Source organism: Microvirga medicaginis (assembly GCF_052658925.1).
Map to the genome: position 1 here is coordinate 1 of NZ_JBQWEL010000024.1, position 25,082 is coordinate 25,082.

Annotated in this window: 22 protein-coding genes and 1 tRNA gene; 9 read left to right on the forward strand and 14 right to left on the reverse strand. The window is 62.3% G+C overall.

The window, feature by feature from the left end; translation table 11 throughout:
- Nucleotides 1–103: 103 nt before the first annotated feature.
- Complete coding sequence (locus tag ACUXUR_RS22550; protein ID WP_445504599.1) at nucleotides 104–502, forward strand: hypothetical protein; 399 nt, start codon at nucleotides 104–106, stop codon at nucleotides 500–502.
- A 209-nt stretch (nucleotides 503–711) separates the two neighbouring features.
- On the opposite strand, the gene ACUXUR_RS22555 is transcribed toward ACUXUR_RS22550, so the two are convergent.
- The 3 genes from ACUXUR_RS22555 to ACUXUR_RS22565 all read right to left on the reverse strand — a co-directional run bounded on the left by ACUXUR_RS22555 (nucleotide 712) and on the right by ACUXUR_RS22565 (nucleotide 2,185).
- Entirely contained in the window at nucleotides 712–969 is a 258-nt protein-coding gene (locus tag ACUXUR_RS22555; RefSeq protein WP_091137461.1) for a DUF2312 domain-containing protein, read from the reverse strand.
- Between the two features lie 63 nt (nucleotides 970–1,032).
- Nucleotides 1,033–1,338 (reverse strand): DUF1244 domain-containing protein, encoded by a 306-nt coding sequence (locus ACUXUR_RS22560; RefSeq protein WP_445504600.1) that lies wholly within the window; start codon nucleotides 1,336–1,338, stop codon nucleotides 1,033–1,035.
- A 13-nt stretch (nucleotides 1,339–1,351) separates the two neighbouring features.
- Nucleotides 1,352–2,185 (reverse strand): N-formylglutamate amidohydrolase, encoded by an 834-nt coding sequence (locus ACUXUR_RS22565; RefSeq protein ID WP_445504601.1) that lies wholly within the window; start codon nucleotides 2,183–2,185, stop codon nucleotides 1,352–1,354.
- Between the two features lie 108 nt (nucleotides 2,186–2,293).
- On the opposite strand from ACUXUR_RS22565, the gene ACUXUR_RS22570 reads away from it, so the two are divergent.
- The 3 genes from ACUXUR_RS22570 (at nucleotide 2,294) to pyk (ending at nucleotide 5,315) form a co-directional block, all read left to right on the forward strand.
- The gene (locus ACUXUR_RS22570) at nucleotides 2,294–3,217 is read left to right on the forward strand and encodes a DMT family transporter (protein ID WP_445504602.1); all 924 of its coding nucleotides are present in this window, start codon (nucleotides 2,294–2,296) and stop codon (nucleotides 3,215–3,217) included.
- A 203-nt stretch (nucleotides 3,218–3,420) separates the two neighbouring features.
- Nucleotides 3,421–3,882 carry a DUF1036 domain-containing protein gene (locus tag ACUXUR_RS22575; RefSeq protein WP_445504603.1) on the forward strand — a complete coding sequence of 154 codons (462 nt, stop codon included), beginning with the start codon at nucleotides 3,421–3,423 and terminating at the stop codon, nucleotides 3,880–3,882.
- On the forward strand, nucleotides 3,879–5,315 hold the full coding sequence (gene pyk / locus ACUXUR_RS22580; RefSeq protein ID WP_445504604.1) for a pyruvate kinase: 1,437 nt from the start codon (nucleotides 3,879–3,881) through the stop codon (nucleotides 5,313–5,315). Before ACUXUR_RS22575 ends, pyk begins: the two co-directional genes overlap by 4 nt.
- A gap of 74 nt (nucleotides 5,316–5,389) precedes the next feature.
- Here pyk and ACUXUR_RS22585 read toward each other — a convergent pair whose 3' ends face one another.
- The 5 genes from ACUXUR_RS22585 to cpdR form a co-directional block, all read right to left on the reverse strand.
- A complete protein-coding gene (locus tag ACUXUR_RS22585; RefSeq protein WP_445504605.1) occupies nucleotides 5,390–6,376 on the reverse strand; it encodes an alpha/beta fold hydrolase in 987 nt (328 codons plus the stop codon).
- Nucleotides 6,377–6,545: 169 nt separating this feature from the next.
- The gene (locus tag ACUXUR_RS22590) at nucleotides 6,546–7,133 is read right to left on the reverse strand and encodes a tetratricopeptide repeat protein (protein ID WP_445504606.1); all 588 of its coding nucleotides are present in this window, start codon (nucleotides 7,131–7,133) and stop codon (nucleotides 6,546–6,548) included.
- A 150-nt stretch (nucleotides 7,134–7,283) separates the two neighbouring features.
- Complete coding sequence (gene ykgO / locus ACUXUR_RS22595) at nucleotides 7,284–7,409, reverse strand: type B 50S ribosomal protein L36 (protein ID WP_009763379.1); 126 nt, start codon at nucleotides 7,407–7,409, stop codon at nucleotides 7,284–7,286.
- Nucleotides 7,410–7,452: 43 nt separating this feature from the next.
- Nucleotides 7,453–7,527: transfer RNA gene (locus tag ACUXUR_RS22600), tRNA-Val, on the reverse strand.
- A gap of 92 nt (nucleotides 7,528–7,619) precedes the next feature.
- Nucleotides 7,620–7,976: a cell cycle two-component system response regulator CpdR gene (cpdR, locus tag ACUXUR_RS22605; protein ID WP_047191407.1), complete on the reverse strand. Its 357-nt coding sequence runs from the start codon at nucleotides 7,974–7,976 to the stop codon at nucleotides 7,620–7,622.
- A 171-nt stretch (nucleotides 7,977–8,147) separates the two neighbouring features.
- Between cpdR and ACUXUR_RS22610 the strand changes: the two genes are divergently transcribed.
- Complete coding sequence (locus ACUXUR_RS22610) at nucleotides 8,148–9,038, forward strand: N-formylglutamate amidohydrolase (protein ID WP_445504607.1); 891 nt, start codon at nucleotides 8,148–8,150, stop codon at nucleotides 9,036–9,038.
- 161 nt (nucleotides 9,039–9,199) lie between these two features.
- Here the strand turns inward: ACUXUR_RS22610 and ACUXUR_RS22615 are convergent, their stop codons facing one another.
- Nucleotides 9,200–10,459, reverse strand: a complete 1,260-nt coding sequence (locus ACUXUR_RS22615) for an MFS transporter (RefSeq protein WP_445504608.1) — start codon at nucleotides 10,457–10,459, stop codon at nucleotides 9,200–9,202.
- A 242-nt stretch (nucleotides 10,460–10,701) separates the two neighbouring features.
- Here ACUXUR_RS22615 and hisN point away from each other — a divergent pair, with 242 nt between their 5' ends.
- Nucleotides 10,702–11,484, forward strand: a complete 783-nt coding sequence (gene hisN, locus ACUXUR_RS22620) for a histidinol-phosphatase (protein ID WP_445504609.1) — start codon at nucleotides 10,702–10,704, stop codon at nucleotides 11,482–11,484.
- On the opposite strand, the gene ACUXUR_RS22625 is transcribed toward hisN, so the two are convergent.
- The gene (locus ACUXUR_RS22625; RefSeq protein ID WP_445504610.1) at nucleotides 11,404–12,477 is read right to left on the reverse strand and encodes an alpha/beta fold hydrolase; all 1,074 of its coding nucleotides are present in this window, start codon (nucleotides 12,475–12,477) and stop codon (nucleotides 11,404–11,406) included. The two genes, hisN and ACUXUR_RS22625, sit on opposite strands and share 81 nt — an antisense overlap.
- A 177-nt stretch (nucleotides 12,478–12,654) precedes the next feature.
- Between ACUXUR_RS22625 and ACUXUR_RS22630 the strand changes: the two genes are divergently transcribed.
- Nucleotides 12,655–13,113, forward strand: a complete 459-nt coding sequence (locus ACUXUR_RS22630) for an Hsp20 family protein (RefSeq protein WP_445504611.1) — start codon at nucleotides 12,655–12,657, stop codon at nucleotides 13,111–13,113.
- A gap of 166 nt (nucleotides 13,114–13,279) precedes the next feature.
- Here ACUXUR_RS22630 and ACUXUR_RS22635 read toward each other — a convergent pair whose 3' ends face one another.
- Nucleotides 13,280–14,356, reverse strand: coding sequence for a threonine aldolase family protein (locus ACUXUR_RS22635; RefSeq protein ID WP_445504612.1), 1,077 nt, complete (start codon nucleotides 14,354–14,356; stop codon nucleotides 13,280–13,282).
- Nucleotides 14,357–14,977: 621 nt separating this feature from the next.
- Between ACUXUR_RS22635 and gltB the strand changes: the two genes are divergently transcribed.
- Together gltB and ACUXUR_RS22645 are read left to right on the forward strand one after the other, a co-directional pair.
- Complete coding sequence (gltB, locus tag ACUXUR_RS22640) at nucleotides 14,978–19,678, forward strand: glutamate synthase large subunit (RefSeq protein ID WP_445504660.1); 4,701 nt, start codon at nucleotides 14,978–14,980, stop codon at nucleotides 19,676–19,678.
- An 18-nt stretch (nucleotides 19,679–19,696) separates the two neighbouring features.
- Nucleotides 19,697–21,118 carry a glutamate synthase subunit beta gene (locus tag ACUXUR_RS22645; protein WP_445504613.1) on the forward strand — a complete coding sequence of 474 codons (1,422 nt, stop codon included), beginning with the start codon at nucleotides 19,697–19,699 and terminating at the stop codon, nucleotides 21,116–21,118.
- A gap of 56 nt (nucleotides 21,119–21,174) precedes the next feature.
- On the opposite strand, the gene ACUXUR_RS22650 is transcribed toward ACUXUR_RS22645, so the two are convergent.
- The 3 genes from ACUXUR_RS22650 to galE all read right to left on the reverse strand — a co-directional run bounded on the left by ACUXUR_RS22650 (nucleotide 21,175) and on the right by galE (nucleotide 24,910).
- Complete coding sequence (locus tag ACUXUR_RS22650; protein WP_445504614.1) at nucleotides 21,175–22,434, reverse strand: SGNH/GDSL hydrolase family protein; 1,260 nt, start codon at nucleotides 22,432–22,434, stop codon at nucleotides 21,175–21,177.
- A gap of 54 nt (nucleotides 22,435–22,488) precedes the next feature.
- Complete coding sequence (locus ACUXUR_RS22655) at nucleotides 22,489–23,703, reverse strand: lytic murein transglycosylase (protein WP_445504615.1); 1,215 nt, start codon at nucleotides 23,701–23,703, stop codon at nucleotides 22,489–22,491.
- Between the two features lie 220 nt (nucleotides 23,704–23,923).
- The gene (gene galE / locus ACUXUR_RS22660; RefSeq protein WP_445504616.1) at nucleotides 23,924–24,910 is read right to left on the reverse strand and encodes a UDP-glucose 4-epimerase GalE; all 987 of its coding nucleotides are present in this window, start codon (nucleotides 24,908–24,910) and stop codon (nucleotides 23,924–23,926) included.
- Between the last annotated feature and the right edge of the window lie 172 nt (nucleotides 24,911–25,082).

Genomic DNA, 25,082 nt, shown 5'->3' on the forward strand with positions numbered 1-25,082 from the left:
ATCCGCCAGCGGCCACTGACACCGACACACGCGCAAAGGCCCGGCACCAACCCCGGGCCTTTCATCCATTGTCATGTCTGATTTCACAGCTGAGACGATGACCATGAAGCTGATTTCAACCGAGAATGAAAACAACTCGGATCAAGCTCTGAAAGCCAATCGATCACCTCTCCTCAATCGCGTCCGCGCGGTGCTCGATACACTCGATCTGGATTGCAAATGCAGAGGCAAGGTCGACGCTGCCCTGGAGCGTTTCGAAGCGCTGGAAACGCGACGCCGGCTGCGCGGCTTGATCCTCGATGCGCGTCATCAAGCTGAACGGATCGCCGCTCTTCTCGAACTCGTCGGCGAGCTCGATACGATCGGCACAGAGGAAACGGATGTGAGCGTCTTCAAAGAGATCGCATGTCTGTTCGAGGACATCAAAGCGGCGGCCGCTCGTGGAGCCGAGGACATGATGAGGGCTGCAAGCTGCGAAACATGCGGACAGAAGCGCACCTGATCCAGAGCATTTTCGGTGAAGTGGATCCGGTTCACCGTCAAAAATGCGGCCCATCAAAAAAGAGAGCTGATTCCATTGCCATGGAATCAGCTCTAGGCTGACAATAGACCCGCATCGCAATCCTCAGATGAAGTCCGACTAACCTGCGACCATGAAAAAAGCGGGGCTAAGACCCCGCTTTTTGGCAACGCGATGAGCCATGCTGGCCGTTAGACCATCCCGAGCGCTTGCATGTAGAGCTCGAGGATCGCCTCTTCTTCCTGACGCTCGGCGTAATCGCGCTTACGTAGGGAAACGATCTTGCGGAGGACCTTGGTGTCAAAGCCGTTGCCCTTGGCCTCGGCATAGACGTCCTTGATGTCTCCGGCGATACCGGCCTTTTCCTCTTCGAGGCGCTCGATGCGCTCGATGAAGGCCTTCAGCTGGTCGGCTGCGACGGATTCGGTGTTGAAAGCTGCGTCATCCATGATGAAGCCCCTTTAGATTGTGGCGTTGGCGCCAGTGATACCCTGGATTTAGTTGAAGCCCTTTTAATGCTTCGACTTCGATTCCTCAAAATTCTTCAATTGTGAGGGAGAGGCTTCCTTCTGATAGCGCTCCTTCCACTCCTCGTAAGGCATGCCGTAGACGTAAGATCGGCTCTCCTCCTTGGAGAGCGCCACGCCCTTGGCGTCGGCCGCGTCTTTCAGCCAGTTCGACAGGCAGTTGCGGCAAAAGCCTGCAAGATTCATGAGGTCGATGTTCTGGACATCCGTGCGCTCGCGCAGATGCTCCAGCAGTCTGCGAAAGGCAGCCGCCTCGAGTTCCGTACGGGTGGTGGCATCGAGATCCTTCATGGGAGCCCTCCGTTCAAAGCTGGCGCAGGCGCTCGCGGGTGCGCGTTCCGAAAATCGTAGGCTTCCGCAGATCCGCCTTTTCGGACAAAGGCTTGAGAAGGCGGGCAAAGCGCTCGGCCCATTCCTCAGCTCCCTCGTCCGAGGCGATCAGATCCTGCCGGATCTCGATCAATGCATTGGCGAGGCCTCGGATCGTGGCGTGCCGGTCGATGGTGTCGCCGGCAAGCGCCCCATCATAAGGTTCGTTGTCCCCCACGACGAGTCCGCTCTCAGCCATCAGACCCTCCAGGAGAGGCTTCGCGTAGCGTTCGTCCGCATCCCAAAGAATTCCCACATGCCAGGGGCGCGGCCAGCCGCGCCAGACCGGCGTGTAGCTGTGCACCGTCACGATGGCGGGCGGATGGCCTGCCGCCATGGCCCTGTGGATTGCTGTGGAAATAGCAGAATCGTAGGGATCGTAGAAGCGCTCGATGCGCCTCTGGACCTCCGCCTCATCCACCTTGGCATTGCCCGGCACCACGGCGCCGTCGGAGAGGCGCATCACGAGCGTCGGGTCGTCCCGGCCCCGGTTGGGGTCGATGACGAGGCGGGAGAATTGAGTGAGGATCGCCGGAGCGTTCAGGCGGCGGGCGAGCGAGCGCGTGACCGCGGCGGCGCCGATATCATAGGCGATATGGCGCTGGAATTCGCCCTCCGGCAGGCCAAGGTCACCCAAATCCGGCGGGACGGCATTGGAGGCGTGGTCGCAGAGAAGGAGAAGGCCGGATTCGAGAGCACCCTCGATGATCTCGACAGGATGGGGCTCAAGGGCGGGCTCGGCGCTCTTGAGCGCGGCAGAGGCGGGCATGATGTGAGGCTGACAAACGAAACATTGATCGGTGGAGGAAAATCCTTACCCTGCACGCTGCCCCCTGACAACGCGACCATCCGCGCAACAGAGATTCACGAAAAGACGATGTCCTCCACCTCGACCCCGGCACGCGCTGAGACCGGCTTCGCCCCCGCTTTTGCAGCTCTCTGCCTCGGCGCGGTGGCCATGGGCATCTCCCCGATTTTCGTGCGCTTCGCCTCCGCCAGCATGGGCGGGGCCCCTCCCGATGTGGGGCCTTTCGCCAGCGCTTTCTGGCGCGTCTCGCTGTGCCTGCCGCTGCTCTATGCCTGGATGCGGATTGAGGAGAGAAAGGCACCCAAGGACGCGCCGCGTGTCCCCTTTTCCAGGGCCGCCGTTCTGGGAGGGCTGGTCTTCACGGGCGACCTCCTGGTCTGGCACCTCGCGATCCTGAAGACGACGGTGGCGAACGCCACCTTCTTTGCCACCATGGCCCCGCTCGTCGTGGTGCTGGTGGTCTGGCTCGTGCTCCGGCAGAAAGTTTCCCGAGGCACTTTCATCGGCCTGGGTCTCTGCCTTGTCGGCGGCGCGGCCCTGATCGGCGAGAGCCTGCAGGCCGATCCTGCCCGCCTCGAAGGCGACCTTTACGGCCTCGCCACAGCCTTCTTCTTCGGCCTGTACTTTATTGTCGCCAGCAAGGCCCGCAAGACCGCCGGCGCGGCGCGGGTGACTTTTGAAACCAGCCTCATCACCGCCGTCCTTCTCTTCATAGTGACCTTGATCTTCGAAAGCCGTGTGTTGCCTCAGACTTGGGCCGGCGCGGCATCACTCTTTGCGATGTCCTATGTCAGCCACGCGGGCGGTCAGGGCCTGCTCTCGATCGCATTGGGCAGCCTGCCCCCGGTCTTCTCGTCCCTTGTGATCTTTCTCGAGGCGATGGCAGCGGCCGTTTTCGGCTGGATCATTCTGGGCGAGCCGTTGACCCTGATCCAATCCTCAGGTGGCGCGTTGATTCTACTGGGAATTTGGGTGGCTCGTCCGGAGCCATAAATCCCCTCGCGCCCTCCTCAAACAAAGGGGAGTCGCGCTTTCCGTTGCCGTTCGAAAGTCGTTCATGGAATTTTCAGCAGGCTAAATGTCGGCAGAAGCTGCTTTTTATCTTGATGCGATCCGTCTTCTGACAGACAAGGATTCGACATAGTTCTCGAAGCATTGTGCGATTTCATTCCTGACTCGTTACCGAATCGACATCCATGAAGGCTCTGACCCTCATATCGGCCTCCCGCTGGCAGACAAGCCTTGCGCTGACCGTGTTCCTGCTCGGCCTCTTCGTTGCCGCGTCTCCGGCGCGCGCGGACCTGCGCCTTTGCAACATGACGCCGAGCCGCGTCGGCATCGCGCTCGGCTATCGCGACGCTCAAGGCTGGGTCACGGAAGGCTGGTGGAACCTGAACGCCCGCGACTGCGAAACCCTGCTCAAGGGTCAGCTCGGCGGCCGTTTCTATTACATCTACGCCATCGATTATGACCGGGGCGGCGAATGGAGCGGACGATCTTTCATGTGCACCCGCGAGCGGGAGTTCACGATCCGCGGCACGGAAGATTGCCTGGCCCGAGGCTTCGATCGCAGCGGCTTCTTCGAAGTCGATACTGGTGAACAAAAGAGCTGGACCATTCAGCTGACGGACACGAACCGTGGGGGGACGCAACCATGAAACGCTCAAGGCGAACGAAGATTCTCGCAACTCTCGGGCCGGCTTCCGAGTCTCAGGAGATGATCGAGAAGCTTTTTCAGGCCGGTGCCGATGTGTTCCGCCTGAACATGAGTCACCTGCCACGCGAGAAGCTGAAAGAGCGCGTCGCAATGATCCGCGCGGTGGAGGCCAAGTTCAAGCGCCCCATCGCGATTCTCGCTGACCTGCAAGGCCCGAAGCTTCGCGTCGGCACGTTCGAGGGCGACAGTGCCATGCTGGCGCCAGGTCAGAACTTCACGCTCGATGCCGATACGGCGCTCGGCGGCAAGGACCGCGTGCACCTGCCCCATCCGGAAATTCTCTCCTCCCTCGAGCCTGGCCATACTGTTCTTATCGATGACGGCAAGCTGCGCCTTCGCGTGAAGAGCGTGAAGCAGGGCTCCGCCACGACGACGGTGGAAGTTGCCGGCAAGATCTCGAACCGCAAGGGCGTGAGCCTGCCGGATACCACGATCCCCGTTGCGGCCATGACGGAGAAAGACCGCTCCGATCTCGAAGCTGCGCTCGATGCGGGCGTCGATTGGATCGCTCTCTCCTTCGTGCAGCGGCCTGAGGATGTAGCCGAGGTCAAGAAGGTCGCGCGTGGGCGCGCGCTCGTCATGTCGAAGCTCGAGAAACCGCAGGCCATCGCCCGCCTCGATGAGATCATGGAGATCTCCGACGCGGTCATGGTCGCACGCGGCGATCTTGGCGTCGAGATGCCGCTGGAAAAAGTGCCCGGCATCCAGAAGCGCATCGTGCGCGCCGCGCGCCGCCTCGGCAAGCCCGTGGTTGTGGCAACGCAGATGCTCGAGTCCATGATTACGTCGCCGGTGCCGACCCGCGCGGAAGTCTCGGACGTGGCCACCGCCGTCTATGATGGCGCGGATGCGGTCATGCTCTCAGCAGAAAGCGCCTCCGGCCAGTATCCCGTCGATGCCGTTGCCACCATGAACCGCATCGCAGAGGAAGTGGAGCAGGACCAGAACTACTGGTCGATCATGCGCACCCTCAACACGGAACCGGAAGCAACGGGCTCCGACGCGATTGCCGCCGGCGCGCATCAGATCGCCGACACGCTCAATCTCAAGACCATGGCGGCCTGGACGTCCTCGGGCTCCACGGCTTTCCGCATCGCGCGCGAGCGTCCGAATTCCACTCTGATTGCGCTGACCCCGAGCCAGGACACGGCCCGTCGCCTCGCGCTCGTGTGGGGCGTGCACTCGATCCGCACCAAGGATGCGAGTGACATCGACGACATGGCCTTCCGCGCCTGCAAGTTCGCCGTGCGCGAAGGCCATGCGGACGTGGGTGACCGCATCATCATCGTGGCAGGCGTTCCGTTCGGCACGCCAGGCGCCACCAACATGGTACGCATCGCTTTCGTCAATCAGGAGCACGCCGCTCAGGCTTGAGGCGCTGTCTGCACCTCGAAGGAGGATCCAGTGCTCTCTGGAATCTCCTTCGAGACGGTCGCGGCGCGACTTCCTCAGGATGAGGTCTTCAGGAAACATTCCGGATTTGCAATCCGCTCCGCCAATTCTTCAATGGCGAACAGGACCCGCTTTCCATCCGCATATTGCGGCATATGCCCGATGCCTGGCATCACGATCAGCTTCGCGCCAGGCACGGCATGAGCGAAAGCGCGGCTGTGCAGATCGGTCCAGACGATCTCGTCGCAATCCCCCGCCACGACGACCACCGGCATGCGGATTTCATGATAGCGGTCGCTTTGACGTGTCACCGCGTCATACATGACAGCGAAGTCCTGCATGTTGGCCTCGTAGGCACGCGGCCGGAAGGCGAGTGGAATGAAGCCTCTGCGGACGATTCCGGGCGGCGGCTTTTGCGGCGCGAAGGTCTTTCTTTTCATCCAGGGCCGCAGCATGAGGGTGATGGGCAGCGCGACCGTGCGCATGAGAAGCCAGCCGGCCCAGGATGCGATGAAGCGCCGATACCAGCCGATATAGCCGCCGGGCCACGGCGTTGTAATTCCCGCGAGAACGAGGATGGCGCCTGCCACGTCCTGATGGTCCAGGGCGAAGTACGGCACGATGGCGCCGGACCAGGAATGCCCGACGATCACGGCGTTGCGCACATCGAGTTTGCGTAAGGCGCTCGCAATCAGCGCCGCCTGTCGCTCAGACTTGGCACCGCTCAAGCCTCCTTTTCTCTCGCTCCAGCCATGTCCAGGCCGGTCGAAGGCAATGACGCGATAGCTTTGCGCGAGATACGACCCGAGGCCGAGCATGGATTCGACGAGGTTGGACGAGGCCCCGTGCAGCAACACAATGGTGCCGCGCGGCTCACCTTCCGGTCGGACATCTCTGTAGTGAAGCCGACAGCCATCTACCTCGATGAATTGTCCCGTGGGTGGATAGCGCCGCTCGATGATCCAGCCGTAAGCATGGGTGAACAACGCCCCGGCCACGACAAGGAAAAGGAGTGCAGCCAGGAGGCTTAAAACGAAACTCATCGTGAACCGTGGGTTGGAGCAGTGGACCCAAAAGTGGAATCCACTTTTGGGATTCGATCCGATGCTCCCGCTTTAAACGGCGCATCGCTGATTGCGGAAGACCAGATCCACTTTTCGCTGACGCGGTCCTTCGGGTCACTGGCGTGGCCCCTCGGGTCCGCACGATGCGCTAGAGATCCTGCCCGTCTACATCGGGGAGGAGGTGGCTCACAATGGTTTGGACGCTCGTTGCTTGAGGGTTGATCTTCAGCACGCGCCGATAGGCCTCGAGAGCGCGCGCCTTGTCGTCCGAGGCCATGAGGATATGGCCAAGCCCTGTCCAGGCATTGAAGTGACGAGGCTCGATCTTGAGGGCGCGGTGGAGATCGGCCATGGCTCCGACGGGATCATCGATCTGATAGAAGACCGTCGCCCGACGGTACCAGGCCTCCGCCCAATTCGGCTGAAGGGCCAGCACCCGGTCGAGCAGTTCGATGGCGAGCGGATAATCCTTCTCGGTGAAGGCCTCCGTGGCCCGGCTCAGGAGCAGATCCGCCGTGTCGGAGCCGGAGCGGGAGAATCGGCGCTCGATCAGATTGGCGATCCCTTCAGCTTCCCGTTCGGACCCGGCCTTGGCAAGGCGGTCGAACAGGTCATCGAGGGTGACAGGCTTCGGAGCCGGACGGGATGCGGGAGCCTCATCCCTGGACGGAGCCTTGGGCCGAGCAGCCTCCTGCGCACTCAAGGGGTACGCGGCCAAGCTCAGGAACAGAGTCATCAAAGACGCAAAAAAGCGCATGCCGGGATTTTAGGATCCCGGCATGCGCGGTCAATTCATAAAAGTGTGTGCGGCGTTGCCGCAGCGCCACTGTCTCCAGGGTTACATCGTTTTGGCGGGGAACCGGAGTCCACTTCCCCGCACGATGCCTTAGCCCTGGCGAGCCTTGTAGCGCTTCTGGGTCTTGTTGATGATATAGACCCGGCCCTTGCGACGCACCAGCTGGTTGTCGCGGTGACGGCCGCGGATCGACTTCAACGAGTTACGGATCTTCATATCCGGTCTCCTGCGGCCCTTCGGGAAGGCCGGAAAAAGAAAATGGTGGGCGCGGCTGGGATCGAACCAGCGACCCCTACGATGTCAACGTAGTGCTCTCCCGCTGAGCTACGCGCCCGGGAAACGGTGATGTTTGACGTCCCGTCTCGGCTGTGGGGGGCGATATACCCAGAAGTGGGCATATGCGCAAGTCATGATGAGCAACCTTTTTTAGGCTGCCATCATTTTATCGACCTCACTCACCAGGTCGCGCAGGTGGAAAGGCTTGGAAAGCACCTTCGCATCCTTCGGAGCCTGGGAATCGGGGTTCAAAGCCACGGCGGCGAAGCCGGTGATGAACATGACCTTGATGTCCGGATCGAGCTCGGTGGCCCGGCGGGCCAGCTCGATCCCGTCCATCTCCGGCATGACGATGTCCGTCAGGAGAAGTTCGAACGGCTCCTCGCGTAGGCGGTTATAGGCGGAAAGGCCGTTGTCGAACGGGGCCACCTCGTAGCCTGCGTTCTCCAGCGCCTTCACCAGAAAGCGCCGCATGTCGTTGTCGTCTTCGGCGAGAAGGATCTTCATCGGCTGCCAAGCCCCGAATCGTGGCGAATGAACTCACGCCTTCATGGCGCCGGACGGGTAAATAACCCGTGAAGGAACGACGCAGCACCCCCATGATATTGTCGTGGACAGGCGGCCCGGCTGCCTTACACTATCGAGAAACGCCATTTCTCTTCAAGAACAGCCATTTTCATGCGGCCAGCCATTGTCGACGAGTTCGATCCCCCTTTTGTCCTCAGCGAACCCACGGCGCAGACGATTCCCTTCGTCTTCAACGCCCCCCATGCCGGAGCCGTCTATCCGGCCTCCTTCCTGGCCGCGTCCCGCCTCGACGCCGTGGCCCTGCGCCGGTCGGAGGACGCCTATGTGGACGAGCTTTTCGCCTCCGTCCCTGAGCTGGGCGCACCGCTCATGGCAGCCCGTTTTCCCCGGGCCTATCTTGACCTCAACCGGGAGCCCTACGAGCTCGATTCCCGCATGTTCGACGGAAGGCTTCCGCCTTTCGTTAATACCCGTTCCATGCGGGTGGCGGGGGGCTTGGGGACCATCCCCCGGATCGTCGCCGACGGGCAGGAGATCTATCACTCGCGCTTAGCCGTCGATGAGGCTCTGCACAGGATCGAATGGCTCTACAAGCCCTATCACCGGACTCTGCGCCAACTCGTGCGCCGCACGGCCGACCTGTTCGGCCACGCCATCCTGATTGATTGTCATTCCATGCCCTCCTCCAGTGTGAGCCGGGACGATGGGCCGAAGGCTGACATCGTTCTCGGCGACCGCTACGGCACTTCCTGCGCCGGCCTCCTGATCGATTTTGTGGAAGCAGCCCTCAGGGGACGCGGCTATACGGTGGTGCGCAACAAGCCCTATGCCGGCGGCTTCATCACCGAGCATTACGGGGAACCGGCCTTGGGCCGGCATGCGCTGCAGGTGGAAATCAATCGGGCGCTCTATATGGATGAGCGCAGCATGGGAAAGAAGCCTGGCTTCGCAACCCTGGCGGATGATCTGTCCCAAGCCTTCATCCAGGTCATTGCGGACCTTGAGGGAGAGCTGACGACCCGGCGCATCGCGGCGGAATAGCTTCAACTCAAGCCTGGAAAAGAAAAAAGGCCGCTGTGAGCGGCCCGAAGTTTAGGGAGGAAACGCCCAAGAAGGGCTACGATAAGGCGACGCCATCGCCATATCGCACTGCAATATTGGCTTCGCGCTGCACAAAAATCAAGTGAGAATTACCGATTTTGTTATGCTTTAGGCGCATATCTGCTCGGATGCGGATCAATAGCCTTGAAATAGAAGACTAGGCTTAGAAGCAGCCAACTACCTAGGACTGCAAAAACAAGCCTATACCCTTCAGGCGAGTAGGTCCCCGTCTCCGAGCGCCCCATGAGGTCTATCAGGACGCCTGTGATGCTCTGGGAGAGGAAGGCTCCGCCCATGGTGCCAATATTCATGAGCGTGATCCCCCGCCCGGTCAGATGCGACGGGAACAGGGATTTCCCGTGTGAGGTCAGGATGGGGGTGTAAGACACGCTCAAGCCGAAAAAAACGAACCAGACCGAGACCAGAGTGAGGTCGAGCGGCGCGAAGACTAGGATCGCCATCATCAGCACTGCCGTCGCGCCGCCGAAGAAAACCGGCCTCTTGTAGCTGCCCCAGAACCGGTCCATCGCGCCCCACAGCAGCATGCCGCAGATCTGAGCCCCTGCCCCGAGGAGCAGGATGCGCCCGCGAGTGGCGAGATCCGCCCCATGCACATCGGTCAGCCATGGGCCGCCCCAGAGGCCGACAATCGAGACGAAGCAGGAATAGGTGGTCAGGTGCATGAAGAAGACTGACCGGAAGGACGGCACCTTCACGGCAGCGGCGACACCTCGGAAGGCCTCGGTCCAGCTCTCCCGCCCTTTAGCGGTATCGGCGTCCTTCGGTACGGCAACGACGATCACAAGGGCCAGAACCACCGTCACCGCTGCCACGACGAGAAACGAACCGCGCCAGCCGATTGCCGCTGCCGAGGCCGCCAACGGCGCGGTGGCGGCAAGCGTCCCGAGATTGGCGCCGCCCATCTGGATGCTGGTGAGGCTCGCAAAGCGCTGCGGCGGGAAGCGCCGCGCATAGATCACGAGCGGCGCCATGAAAAAGGTGGAGCAGCCAAGCCCCATCAGAGCGCGGGCGGCGATCAGCAGCGATGCCGAGGGGGCGATCGCAAAGAGAACTGTTCCGACAACTGCGACGACAGCCGTGGTGAGCATGACGCGCTTCGGACCGTAGCGATCGATGAGGATGCCGATGGGGATCTGAACCGCCGCAAAGGTGAAGAAGAAGGCGCTCGACAGAAGGCCGGTCTGGGTCGCGGAGAGCGACAGCTCGCGAGCCAGATCGTTGGCAATGACGCCGATGGAATTGCGCAGGAATTGACTGACCGCGTAGATCGCCACCAGCGAGGCGATGAGAAACACGGCGGTTTCCGTGCGGGCGGGAGCAACCTTGGCTGCTGAATCCATGGGCGTCTTGTCCTTATCGTGCCGCTGCTCCGTTGCGCATCGTGCGGACCCGGAGGGCCGCGTCAGCGAAAAGTGGCTCCGGTTTTACGCGCAAAACGATGCGCTGTTTAAGACAGGAGCATCGGACCCAAAAGTGGAGACCACTTTTGGGTCCGATGCTCTTGCCGCGCGCAAAACGCTTGATAAAAGCGGAACGACAGCAGGCCAAGGCCTGCCGATACGATTGAAGAGGAAATCCGGGCATGGGGCTCATCGACTTCACGCATTTCGTCAACGAGCTTGCCACTTCGTCCGGCCAAGCGATCATGCCGTTCTTCCGAACGGCCATCGCGTCGGAGGACAAGTCCCGCGGCGGCGCCTTCGATCCGGTGACGGAAGCGGACCGGGCGAGCGAAGCCACCATGCGCCATCTCATCAAGCGCAGTTTCCCCACGCATGGCATCATCGGCGAGGAGTTCGGGTCCGAGAACGCGGATGCCGACTATGTGTGGGTGCTCGATCCCATCGACGGCACGCGCGCCTTCATCGCAGGCCTTCCCACTTGGGGCACGCTGATCGGCCTTACCTACAAGGGCCGGCCGGTCTTCGGCATGATGCACCAGCCCTTCACGGGTGAGCGCTTCTTCGGCGATGGCGGTAGCGCCAGCTATCGGGGCCCCGGCGGCGAGCGCAAGCTCATGACGCGCCGCTGCGCCTCGCTCAAGGACGCCGTCATCTCCACCACCAGCCCGCGCCTCTTCGCCGGCGAGGAGCTGCGCGCCTATGATCGTGTGGAGAGCGTCGCGCGCCTCGCCCGCTATGGCTGTGATTGCTATGCCTATTGCATGCTCGCGGCCGGCCACATCGATCTCGTCGTGGAATCGGGCCTCAAGCCCTACGACATCGCGGCTTTGGTGCCGATCATCGAAGGCGCAGGCGGCATCGTCACCACCTGGGACGGCGGCTCAGCCGCCAATGGCGGGCGCATCGTCGCGGCGGGCGATCGCCGGGTCCACACCGCCGCCGTCGAGCTGCTCAGCCGATAAACCCAACGCATCCAAGTCCGCCTGTTGCTCGAACACCGGATCAGGCGTTCCGGGAATAAAGGCATCGAAGGCTGCCCAGAACTGCTCCCGGATTTCGTCACGCTCCATGAGAATCTCGTGCCGCGCGCCGGGGATGACGATGGCGTGCCCTGCCTTGAGGCGCGCCGCGAAACGCTCCGTCGCAGGCGTCGCGCAGACCGGATCTTCGCCGGCTGCAATGATGAGCGTCGGCAGGCGGATCTTCAGCGCGTAATTCGGCGCAGTGAAGCACTTCATGAAGCGGAAAGCGGAATCGAGCCACGCCACCGTCGGCGCGCCAATGGCACCGGGCCCGATGGCCGTAGCCGCATCGGCATTGCGAGAGTAGCGCACCGGATCGCTCGTGAGGCGGTTGCCCTTGAACGGCATGGTGGAGATTGATGTTTCACCACCGCCGGGAACGAACATCTTGCCGAGCCCGAGGAGCCGCAAGACCGACGCAAGAAAGGCCGCAGAGCGCGGGTTCTTGATGATGGAGAGCGCGATCATCGGCGTCGTGGTCACGAGCCTGCGGAAGGGGAGCCAGCCTTCATGGGCCTCGTTGAGCGCAATGGCTCCTCCCATGGAATGGGCGAGCGCGAAATGGGGCTGCGGCATGTGCGGGATCAGAATCTGGTCGCGCACGGCCTCGAGGTCGAGCCGATAATCGGCGAAGCGCCGCACATGGCCCTTGCGGGGGTTTTTTACCTGACGGCCCGACAGGCCCTGCCCGCGCCAGTCGAACGTCACGACTGCAAAGCCGCGCTTCAGGAGATCGCTCACCGTCTCGAAATACTTCTCGATGAACTCCGCCCTGCCCTGCAGCACGCAGACCGTGCCCTTGGGCTGGTCTGTTTCGGCCATCCAATAGGCAACACGCAGAGATACGCCGTCGGCGGTAGTGATGCTGGTGAGCACCGGCTTGCCGGGCACAGGGTTATCAGGGGTGGGGAAGAATTCCACGGCAGGTCTCATGGCAAGGCTGTCACCTTCTTTATAGGGCGCTTTTCCCTCAAAGGGCGAGCCTTGAAAGCTGCCGCATCTATTCCCACATGGAAACCGTGGCGGCCAGTTGGCGTCACGAAACCCGGATCCAGCCTCATGAAGGTGGATCTTCAACAAATGCATGTTGCTTCTGATGGAGGATATGCCATGCGACAGTTCGATCTTGCACCGCTCTACCGCAACACGGTCGGTTTCGACCGCCTGTTCTCGATGCTCGACCAGATGGTTGGCGTCGACGCGGCTCCGAGCTACCCGCCCTACAACATCGAGCGCACCGGCGAGAATGCCTATCGCATCTCGATCGCGGTTGCCGGCTTTACCGACAAAGATCTCACCATCGAGGTGAAGGAAAACACCCTCTCCGTGCACGGTGAGCGCAAGCCCCATGAAGAGCGCAAGGCTGCCGTGCTCCATCAGGGCATCGCGGCACGCAGCTTCGATCGGCGCTTCCAGCTGGCCGATGGCGTTCAGGTAACGGGGGCTGCCCTCGAAAACGGCCTTCTCCACATCGACCTCGTGCGCGAGACGCCCGAGGCCAAGAAGCCGAAGCTCATTCCGATTTCTTCCAACGGCGCCCAGGCCGTCGAGACCAAGCAGGCCGCCTAAGGCCTTCTTGAGACCCTGAAATAAAAGAGCGCCCCGGTTGGCCCGGGGCGCTTTTCTTTTTTGAAACCTGGTCCTGGTTGTCCCGCCGGGGCTGGAGGTGGGCCCCTTTGGTAAAGGTCTCGTGGGGCCACACATTGCGGGCGAATGCGGCAGGGTTAGGGCAATCTCACTCTGCCGCCTGTCGGGAAGCCACCGAACAGGCAATGTCGAGCACCTTGTGCACATCCTCCTCTCTCGTCGCGAAGGACACCACGAGGCGGATCAATGCCTCATCCGGGCCGACCTGCTCAGCCTCAGGCAGGCTCAGTTCCGTCCAGGGATGATAGAGTACGCCCGCACTCTTGAGGGCCTTGTCCATAGCGGCCGGAATGATGGGGAAGACCTCGTTGGCCTGTGTCTCCCAGGCGAGGCGCACACCGGGAAGCCGGGCGAGCCCGTCCGAAAGGAGCCTTGCCAGCCTGTTGGCGTGGCGGGCATTGTCGTACCAGTGATCGTCCGCGAAATAGCCTTCGAACTGCGCGGAGATCAGGCGGCCCTTGGAGATGATCTGGCCTGCGCGCTTAGCCCGGTAGTCCAGCGCCTCGGCGAGTTCCGGCTTGAACACCACGATGGCCTCGGCCATGAGGCAACCGTTCTTCGTGGCGCCGAAGGAGAGAATGTCCACGCCCTGCTTCCAGGTCATCTCGGCGGGAGTGCAGCCGAGCGACACGAGGGCATTGGCAAAGCGCGCTCCGTCCATGTGGAAGGCAAGACCATGCTCGCGGCAGATCTGGCCCAGGCCTTTAAGTTCGTCGAGATCATAGACCAAGCCGCATTCGGTCACCTGCGAGATTGACAGGGCCTTGGGCGGCATCTGCTTCACTGCCTTCGGCAGGCCCTTGAGATAAGCCGAGACGCCCTCGGCCGTGAGCTTGGCCCCGGTGCCCGGGAGGCCTGCCAGTTTTGCCCCGTGCATGAAGAATTCCGGCGCGCCGCATTCATCGTCAATGACATGCGCCTCTCGATGACAGACGCACAGGCCATAGGGCGGCACGGCAGAGGAGAGCGCCAACGCGTTGGCGGCGGTGCCCGTGGTGACGAAGAACACCGAAACGTCCCGCTCGAAGATCTCGTTGAAGCGCGCCTTCACCCGCTTGGTGATCTCGTCGCCCCCATAGGCCGCCATCGCCCCGGCATTGGCCTCTGCCAGGGACTGCAGAACCCGGGAGCTGGCGCCCACGATGTTGTCGCTTGCGAAATTCATAGACCTCTCCTCGGTGCGGCTACCCTCTTCATTGAAGCCAACATGTCAAGATGGTTGACCCATCGGAGAAGACTTTCGTTTCGGGATTGGGAAGAATTGCTTTTGTTACATTCCGAGTCGTCGGCTTGTAACTTTTGTCTAAAATTTTTCTAAACCCTCTTGTGCGGGGTCATGAACTCTGGCACTTTGCCGGCATTAGGACAGTGATGCTGTCCCTTTTGGGGTGCCTGCACTCCTTTTCGCCTGAGGTTTTCTTGATGCTTCGCCAGACGCGAACGAAACGAGATACCACGAAAGCCGCCCGCAAAGCGTGGGCGGAACGGGCGACTCTGGGCTAAAGACAGCCCAAAGGTGCCCGCGAGGTGCGGGCTCCCCTGCCGGACCCAACCCTCGACAACCCGAAAAGCGGCGGGCACTCCGGACGATCCCCTCATCCGGCGGCCCGAAAACCGCCTCGAAAACCACCGCATCGTGCGGAAAAGTGGGAACCGGTTTTCCGCCCCACACGATGCGGAAGTTAAAAACAAGTATCGGATTGTTCCCAAAAGTGCGTCCCACTTTTGGGTCCGATGCTCAGATGACGTGTTCGGATGTGAGGATCTGATAATGAGCGACGTGCCGATGAAGAGCCCTGGAGTGAAAGTCTCGAGCCGCACGGCCGTCAAAACGGATGCGCGGTCCGTGCGCGATCCGGGCCTGCCCCCGGCCCAAGGCCTCTACGATCCTTCCAACGAGCAGGATTCCTGCGGCGTCGGCTTCATCGCCGACATGAAGAACCGCAAGTCGCACGACATCGTTGAGCAGGGCCTCGCCATCCTTCACAACCTCGACCATCGCGGTGCGGTGGGCGCGGACCCGAAGATGGGCGACGGCTGCGGCATCCTGGTTCAGATCCCGCACAAGTTCTTTGCGGCTGAATGCGCCAAGGTCGGCATCTGGCTGCCTGAGGAAGGCCAGTACGGCGTCGGCCACCTGTTCATGCCGCGCGACCCGGAAGGCTTCAAGCTCGTCGAGGAGATCGTCACCAAGGCGATCACCGACGAGGGCCTGCAGGTGCTGGGCTGGCGCGAGGTGCCGGTCGACTCGAGCGATCTCGGCGAGAGCGTGAAGGCCACCGAGCCCCTGCACCGCCAGATCTTCATCGGCAAGGGCAAGGGAATGGACGACCAGGAGACGTTCGAGCGTCGCCTGTTCCTCGCCCGCAAGGTCATCTCCAATGCCGTCTACGATATGAAGGACGAGCGCACCGCCGGTTACTACCCGGTGAGCCTGTCCTCGCGCACCATTGTCTACAAGGGCATGGTGCTCGTGACGCAGCTGCGCGACTATTACCTCGACCTGCAGGACCCGCGCTTCGAGAGCGCCATCGCCCTCGTGCACCAGCGCTTTGCGACGAACACCTTCCCCACCTGGCAGCTCGCGCATCCCTATCGCATGGTCGCGCATAACGGCGAGATCAACACGCTGCGCGGCAACGTGAACTGGATGGCGGCGCGCCAGGCCTCCGTCGATTCCGAGCTCTTCGGCAACGACATCTCGAAGCTATGGCCGATTTCTTATGAGGGCCAGTCCGACACCGCCTGCTTCGACAACGCGCTCGAGTTCCTGGTGCGCGGCGGCTACTCGCTGTCACACGCGATGATGATGCTGATCCCGGAAGCATGGGCCGGCAATCCGCTCATGAACGACGATCGCCGCGCGTTCTATGAATATCACGCCGCTCTCATGGAGCCGTGGGACGGCCCCGCCGCCGTGTGCTTCACCGACGGCAAGCAGATCGGCGCGACACTCGACCGCAACGGCCTTCGCCCTGCGCGCTACCTCGTGACCGATGACGGCCTCGTGGTCCTCGCCTCCGAGATGGGCGTGCTGCCGATTCCGGAAGAGAAGATTGTCGAGAAGTGGCGCCTGCAGCCAGGCAAGATGCTCCTTATCGACTTGGAGGAAGGCCGCATCATCTCCGACGACGAGATCAAGCAGCAGCTCTCCAATGCGCATCCCTATAAGGAGTGGCTGAAGCGCACGCAGATCGTGCTGGAAGATCTGAAGCCCGTGCAGGCTCGCGAGTCGCGCACCGATGTGTCGCTGCTCGATCGCCAGCAGGCCTTCGGCTACACGGCGGAAGACCTAAAGCTTCTCATGCAGCCCATGGCCGTCACCGGCCAGGAAGCGGTCGGCTCCATGGGATCGGACACGCCGATCTCCGCGCTCTCCGACAAGCCGAAGCTGCTCTATACTTACTTCAAGCAGAACTTCGCGCAGGTGACGAACCCGCCGATCGATCCGATCCGCGAGGAACTCGTCATGAGCCTCGTGTCGTTCATCGGCCCGCGTCCGAACATCCTCGATCTCGAGGGCACCTCACGCCGCAAGCGGTTGGAAGTTCGCCAGCCGATCCTCACCAATGAGGACCTGGAGAAGATCCGCTGCATTGGCCACTTCGAGGATCGCTTCGACACGAAAACGCTCGACATCACCTATCCGGCGGAGCTCGGAGCTTCAGCTCTCGACGGTGCGCTCGACCGTCTCTGCGATCGTGCGGAAGCAGCGGTCCATGGCGGCTACAACATCATCATCCTCTCCGACCGCATGGTGGGCCCAGACCGCATTCCGATCCCGACACTCCTCGCGACGGCTGCGGTGCACAACTACCTGATCCGCAAGGGCCTACGTACTTCGGTCGGCCTCGTGGTCGAGTCCGGCGAGCCGCGTGAGATCCATCACTTCGCATGCCTCGCCGGCTATGGTGCGGAGGCGATCAATCCTTATCTTGCTTTCGACACCATCGCCGACATGCTTGCCAAGGGTGAGCTGCCGGAAGAGGTGGACGCTGACGAGGCGATCAAGCGCTACATCAAGTCCATCGGCAAGGGCCTGCTCAAGGTGATGTCCAAGATGGGCATCTCGACCTACCAGTCTTATTGCGGCGCGCAGATCTTCGACGCGGTTGGCCTGCGCTCCGAATTCGTGGCACGCGACTTCTTCGGCACCGCGACCTCTATCGAGGGTGTCGGCATGGACGAGATCGCGGAGGAGAACGTGCGCCGTCATCGCGACGCCTTCGGCGATGCGCCGATCTACCGTAACGCGCTTGATGTCGGCGGCGAATACGCTTTCCGTCAGCGCGGCGAAGTGCATGCTTGGAACCCGGACACGGTGGCCACGCTCCAGCACGCCGTTCGCCTCAACGCGCAGGAGCGCTATCGCGAGTTCGCGCGCCTCGTGAACGAGCAGGACAACGAGCTCAAGACCATCCGTGGCCTCTTCCGCATCAAGAGGGCGGAGGAGACGGGCCGCGCACCGGTTCCCTTAAGTGAAGTCGAGCCTGCGCAGGAGATCGTGAAGCGCTTCTCCACGGGCGCCATGTCCTTCGGCTCGATCTCGAAGGAAGCCCACGAGACGCTCGCGCTTGCCATGAACGCCATCGGCGGCAAGTCCAATACCGGCGAAGGCGGCGAGGAGCCGGAGCGCTTCAGGCTTCTGCCCGATGGACGTTCCAAGCGTTCCGCCATCAAGCAGGTCGCTTCCGGTCGCTTCGGTGTGACGACGGAATATCTCGTCAACGCGGACATGATGCAGATCAAGGTCGCGCAGGGTGCAAAGCCCGGCGAAGGCGGCCAGCTGCCCGGTCACAAGGTCGACGTGAAGATCGCCCGCGTGCGTCACTCGACCCCGGGCGTGGGCCTCATCTCCCCGCCGCCGCACCATGACATCTACTCGATCGAGGATCTCGCGCAGCTGATCTTCGACCTGAAGAACGTGAACCCGGCAGCGGATGTCTCCGTGAAGCTCGTCGCGGAAGTCGGCGTCGGCACCGTGGCCGCAGGCGTCGCCAAGGCACGAGCCGATCACATTACGATCTCGGGCTTCGAGGGCGGCACGGGCGCGTCCCCCCTCACTTCGCTCAAGCATGCGGGCTCGCCATGGGAGATCGGCTTGGCCGAGACGCAGCAGACCCTCGTGCTCAACCGTCTGCGCGGCCGTGTGGCGCTGCAGGCCGACGGCGGCCTGCGCACCGGCCGTGACGTGGTGATCGCGGCGCTGCTTGGTGCCGACGAGTACGGCTTCTCAACCGCGCCGCTGATCGCTGCCGGCTGCATCATGATGCGCAAGTGCCATCTGAACACCTGCCCGGTCGGCGTCGCCACGCAGGATCCGGTGCTGCGCAAGCGCTTCAAGGGTCTGCCCGAGCACGTCATCAACTACTTCTTCTTCGTCGCCGAGGAAGTGCGCGAGCTGATGGCGGAGATGGGTTTCACCACGCTTGACGAGATGGTCGGCCAATCCGACCTGCTCGACAAGAACGCGGCCATCAACCACTGGAAGGCGAAGGGTCTCGACTTCACGAAGCTCTTCCACAAGCCGGAGGTGCCGGCATCCGTCGCGATCCGCCACCAGGAGCGTCAGGTCCATCCCATCGCGAACGTGCTCGACCGCGAGTTCATCGCGCAGGCTGGCCCTGCTCTCGAGAAAGGCGAAGCCGTCACGATCGAGGCGACGATCCGCAGCTCCGATCGTTCGGCGGGTGCGATGCTCTCCGGCGAAGTCGCCAAGCGCTACGGCCATGAGGGCCTGCCCGACGACACGATCAAGGTGAAGCTGAAGGGCACCGCTGGCCAGAGCTTCGGTGCATGGCTCGCCGCAGGCGTGACCATCGAACTCGAAGGCGTTGCAAACGACTATGTCGGCAAGGGCCTGTCCGGCGGCAAGCTGATCATCAAGCCGTCGCCCGACACCAAAGCCGTGCCTGAGCGCTCGATCATCGTCGGCAACACCGTGATGTATGGGGCGATCTCCGGCGAGGCTTACTTCCGCGGTGTGGCGGGCGAGCGTTTCGCCGTGCGCAATTCCGGCGCCATCGCGGTGGTGGAAGGCACGGGCGATCACGGCTGCGAATACATGACCGGCGGCCTCGTGGTCGTACTCGGTCAGACGGGCCGCAACTTCGCCGCGGGCATGTCGGGCGGCATCGCCTATGTGCTCGACGAGGACGGCACGTTCTCCAAGCGCTGCAATCTCTCCATGGTCGATCTCGAACCCGTCGAGGAGGAGGAGGACCTCATGCGTCGTCTCCACCATCACGGCGGCGATCTGGAAACGAAGGGCCGCATCGACATCATGGCCAACATGTCCGGCCCTGACGAAGAGCGCCTGATGCAGCTGATTACCAATCACCACACCTATACGGGTTCGGCTCGTGCGAAGGAGATCCTCGACAACTGGGCGACCTTCCGCACCAGGTTCGTGAAGGTGATGCCGGTTGAATACCGTCGCGCGCTCCAGGAGATGGATCGTCTCCGGAACCTGCAGGCTGCGGAATAAGGATTAAGGGGCAAACCGATGGGTAAGGTCACAGGCTTTCTCGAATACGACCGGCAGGAGCAGAAGTATCAGCTCGCCGGTGAGCGCGTGCGCCACTTTCGCGAGTTCACGCTGCCGCTCGACGACAACGATCTGAAGAAGCAGGCGGGACGCTGCATGGATTGCGGCATTCCCTTCTGCCACGGTCCGACGGGCTGTCCAGTGCACAACCAGATTCCCGATTGGAACGATCTGGTCTGGCAGAGCGATTGGGAGGAGGCTGCGCGCAACCTCCACACCACCAACAACTTCCCCGAGTTCACGGGCCGCATCTGCCCCGCGCCCTGCGAGGAGGCATGCACGCTCAACCTCGAAAACCAGCCGGTCACCATCAAGACGATTGAGCAGGCCATCGCCGACAAGGCATGGGAAATGGGCTTCATCAAGCCCGAGCCTGCCGAGATCTCGACTGGCAAGCGGGTTGCGATCATCGGTTCCGGTCCTGCGGGTCTTGCGGCTGCACAGCAGCTCGCGCGCGCAGGCCATGAGGTGCATGTGTTCGAGCGCCAGGCAAAGCCCGGCGGTCTGCTGCGCTACGGGATTCCGGACTTCAAGATGGAGAAGTACCACATCGACCGCCGCGTGAAGCAGATGGAGGCCGAAGGCGTCGTCTTCCATTGCGGCGTCAATATCGGCGTGGATCGCAGCTTCGCCTCGCTCCACAACGAGTACGATGCGGTGCTCTTCGCCGGTGGCGCGGAAGATCCGCGCAATCCGAACCTGCCGGGCCAGGACCTGAAGGGTGTGCATTACGCGATGCCGTATCTCACCCAGTCGAACCAGCGCGTCGGTGGTGAAGAGGTAACAGTTGAGCCGATCCTCGCAGGCGGCAAGCACGTCGTCGTCATCGGCGGCGGCGATACGGCGTCCGACTGCGTCGGCACCGCGTTTCGTCAGGGCGCGGTCTCCGTGACGCAGCTCGACATTCGCCCCAGGCCTCCGGAGCGTGAGGACAAGCTGACCGTGTGGCCCTATTGGCCGACGAAGATGCGCACCTCCTCCAGCCAGGCCGAAGGTGCCGAGCGCGAGTTCCAGGCGGCGACGCTGGGCATCCAAGGCAAGAAGGGCTACGTCACCGGCGTGCAATGCGCGCGCGTCGACGAGAAGCGCCAGCCTATTCCGGGCAGCGAGTTCGTGCTCAAGGCTGATCTCGTGTTCGTCGCCATCGGCTTTGCAGGCTCCGTGAAGGAAGGCCTGCTGGAGCAGTCCGGCGTCGCTATTGATCGGCGCGGCAACGTGGTTGCCGATGACAAGAGCTACAAGACCTCGAACGACAAGGTCTTTGTGGCTGGCGACATGCGCCGCGGCCAGTCCCTCGTGGTGTGGGCGATCCGCGAAGGTCGCCAGGCAGCGCGTGCCATTGACATCTACCTGATGGGCGAGAGCAACCTGCCGGTCTGATCAATCGGCCTCAGCAAACAAAAAGGCGGCCGATCCACCGGATCAGGCCGCCTTTTTCATTCTGTTGATGAATAGCTCCGCGGCCAACGGAAATCGTCGGCGCGTCCGGGGCGGGAGCTTGGTGCGATACCGGTGCGCAGGGCGCGCTGCACGGGATAAGCGTTGTCACCGTTGAGCTTCGGTGCGCCGGAGACCAACTTTCCGCCGGGCGCTACATCCTGGCGCGTCAGCGGCAGCACAGGGCCGACAAGGGGCTTCGCAGGCAATGCAACTGGAACGGCAGGATCGGGCGGGGCGGGAATGGCCGCTTCGATGTTCGTGACAGGCTGGCCATCCGCGGGGGCTGCCGCAACCGGCGCGCCGGTGCGGATCGATTCCAGGATCTTTTTGATCTCCACATCGGCGAAATGCGCGACCTTGCGCGCCCCCGCCTTGGTGAAGGACACGCCGTCTTCCGTGCGAAGCCGCGCGGGCTCGCCATCGACGTCGGGGCCGAAGGAAGTGTAGCGGTTCTCATCGTCCACGAAGCCGGGGAAGATATCCACGTAGGCTCCACCATGACGCTGCACGCTTTCGTGGTAGACCTCGTTCATGGCCATGAGATCCTCGGAAAGCCTGCTGCTCTTCATCGGCGGCAGGCCGATCCAGACCACGGGGATGTTGCGTTCCTTGAACGTGTCCAGGATGACATCGACACGCTTCGTGTAGATCTCCTTCCAGCGGTCGGAGAGAAGATCGATCCTGTCATCGCCCTCCTGCAGGGCCTGACGGTCGCTCAAGCCCAGCATGACGACGGCGAGTGTTGCCTTCTGTCCGGAATCGAGGGTCGCCTTGATGAAATTCGGCCATTCCGCCGGATCGCTGCGCACGAGATTGCTGCCGCCCCGGATCTTGCCCACGATGGCCACATCCTGGTTTTCGGCATAGACCGTGTCGAGACCTTGGCGTGCGAACTCGGCAAGCGAATCGCCGAAAACCACCACATGGGTGGTGGGGTTCGTTTTGGGCTTTTCGGCGCGCGCGGCGGCGGCTGGCGGGGGAGCCGCCTTGCGCGGCTTGGCGACGGGCTGGCGCGCAGGCGGAGGCGGATCGTCCGGAACACCGAAGAAACGGCGCAGGCTGAAGCCCTGCTGAGGCTGGGCCGGTTGCACGAGCTTGCCTGGATAATAGCCGGGTGGGTAGGCGCGAGAATCGCGATAAGCCGGCGCAGCCGGCTGTTGCTGATAATAATAGCCCTGCGCCATGACCGAAGCCCCGCTTCCCCATGCGAGAAGCAGGCTTAAAGTCACGAGGCGAAGGATCGTCAGCAAACGCATGGGTGGTTCCACTCCGGTCCGGTCCACCCTGTTATAGAGCCTTCCCCGGACCTGTCAGCGGGCCGTGCGCAATTCGCGCAAGACCGCGTAATCGGCATAGCCGTCGGGAATCAAGCCACGCCGGAGCTGGAAGTTCCGCACGGCCTCCCGGGTCTTGGAGCCGAATTTGCCGTCCGTCTCGCCCTCGTAGAAGCCGAGCCGGGCCAGGCGCTGCTGCAGTTCCTGACGCTCGTCCTTGGCGAGCATGGGCTGGTCCTTGGGCCATGCCCCCTGGATCGGCAGCCCGCCCATGATCCGGTCGCCCAGATGCGCCACGCCCATGGCGTAGGCATCGGACGAGTTGTAGGTCTTGATCACGTCGTAATTGCTCGTGACCAGGAAGGCCGGGCCGTTCGCTCCGCCGGGCAGGAACAGGCTGGCCTCCCCCGTCCGCGGCATGGCCTTGCCGTCAAGCCGACGAACGCCCAGCGCCTGCCAATAGGCGAAGTTCTGCTTCAGATGACGGAAGTCGAAGCTCTGCGGCAGCTTGACCTCGAAGCCCCAGGGCAGCCCCGGCTGCCAACCCTGCTTGCGCAGGTAATTGGCGGTGGAAGCCATGGCATCCGGCACCGAGGACCAGATGTCGCGTACCCCGTCCCGATTGCCGTCGACGGCGTATTTCATGAAACTCGAGGGCATGAACTGGGTCTGGCCCATGGCTCCGGCCCAGGAGCCCAGCATCTTGTCCCGATCGATATGCTCCTCGTCCAGGATCTGGAGTGCGATTAGCAGCTCCTCCTTGAAGAAGTCGTCCCGGTAGCCGGTATAGGCCAGCGTCGCGAGCGCCCGTACCGCATAGATCGAGCCGGTGAAACTGCCGAAATTGGTCTCCATGCCCCAGACGCCGAGCACGACGGAGCGGGGGACGCCATAGGTCCTCTCGATAGCCGCCAGGGTCTTCGACCATTCGGCATTCATCTCACGACCCCGCTGCAGGCGCTGAGCCGAGATGGAGCCGTTGATGTAGTCCCAGATCGGGCGGACGAACTCGGATTGTTTTTTGGTGAGCGCAATGATCTTGGGGTCGGGCTGAACGCCTCGGAAGGCCTCGTCGAAGGTGGCGCGCGAGATGCCGCGCGCCTTGGCCGCCGGCCACAGGCTCTGCACGAAGCGCTGGAACCCGGCCTCCGAGACCTCCTGCGCCTGCGCGGGACGTAGCCCATCCTCCACACCGATGGTGATGCTCAGACCGAGAAGGAGGGCGCCACAGAAGCGGCGGACCAAGCGCATCGTGCGGAAAAGTGGCTCCGGTTTTCCGCCCCGAACGATGAGTTGCTTAAAGAAGGGAGCATCGGATGAGTCCCAAAAGTGGATCCCACTTTTGGGTCCGATGCTCGGGAAAGGCGGCAGGGCCATGAATGTCGCTCACGGAGACAGGGCGGATTTAGCCCTGCCATTGCGACACTAAGAGAGTTAACAGCCGGTTGATAGGTAGCCTTATAGGTAGTCCCTATGCGGCCTTTCGTTCCGCCAGGGTTCGCTCCCAACGCAGGGCCTGATCGACGATTTCCGCGAGATCGTCATGCTGCGGCTTCCAGCCCAGCTTACGAATGCGGTCGACCTGGGCCACGAGCTGAGCCGGATCGCCCGGGCGACGGGGGCTCAGGCGCACCTCGAAATCGATGCCGGAAACCCGTCTGACTACGTCCACGACTTCCAGAACCGAAGCGCCGTGGCCATAGCCGCAATTCATGACGGCACAGTCGCCACCCTCGCGCAGAGATTTCAGGGCCACGAGGTGGGCACGGGCGAGGTCGTTCACCTGGATATAGTCGCGCACGCAGGTGCCGTCGGGCGTCACGTAATCCGTGCCGAACACGTCGAGATAGGGCCGCTGGCCGAGGGCCGCCTGGGCTGCCACCTTGATGAGGTGGGTGGCCTGAGGTGTCGATTGGCCGGAACGGCCCTTGGGGTCTGCGCCGGCGACATTGAAATAGCGCAGGATGGCGTAGCGAAGCCCATGGGCGGTGTGGGCGTCCTGGAGCATCCACTCGCTCATGAGCTTGCTGCGTCCGTAAGGATTGATCGGGACCAAGGGCATGTCCTCGGTCAGAAGCGGAGCTTCGGCATTGCCGTAGACGGCGGCCGTCGAGGAGAAGACGAAGCTCCTGATCCCCGTCTGGACCGCCGTCTCAATGAGCGCACGCGTCTTGACGGTGTTGTTGAAGTAATAGCCCAGCGGATCGGTGACCGATTCCGGCACCACGATCCGGGCTGCGAAATGCATGATGCTGTCGATCCCGTGCTCCTCGACGATTCTGGTCACCAGGGCCTGATCGCCCACATCACCTACGACGAGAGTGGCCTCGGACGGGACGGCCCAGCGGAAACCGGTGGACAGATTATCGAGAACCACCACCTGCTCGCCCGCATCCAGAAGCTCGAGCACCATGTGGCTGCCGATATAACCTGCGCCGCCCGTGACCAGTACCGCCATGTTCATCCTCCTCAAAGCCTGCCTGACATGACAGTTTAACAAAAACGCTTCAGCTTCAATTCAGGTCCCGGGCTTCAATAGAGGATGCAACTCCGATGCAAAGGCAGGGTATCCGGCGTTGGAAGGGACCTTAAGCTTGACAGTGAACGGTTTTCTTTTCCTTGTCCTGCCT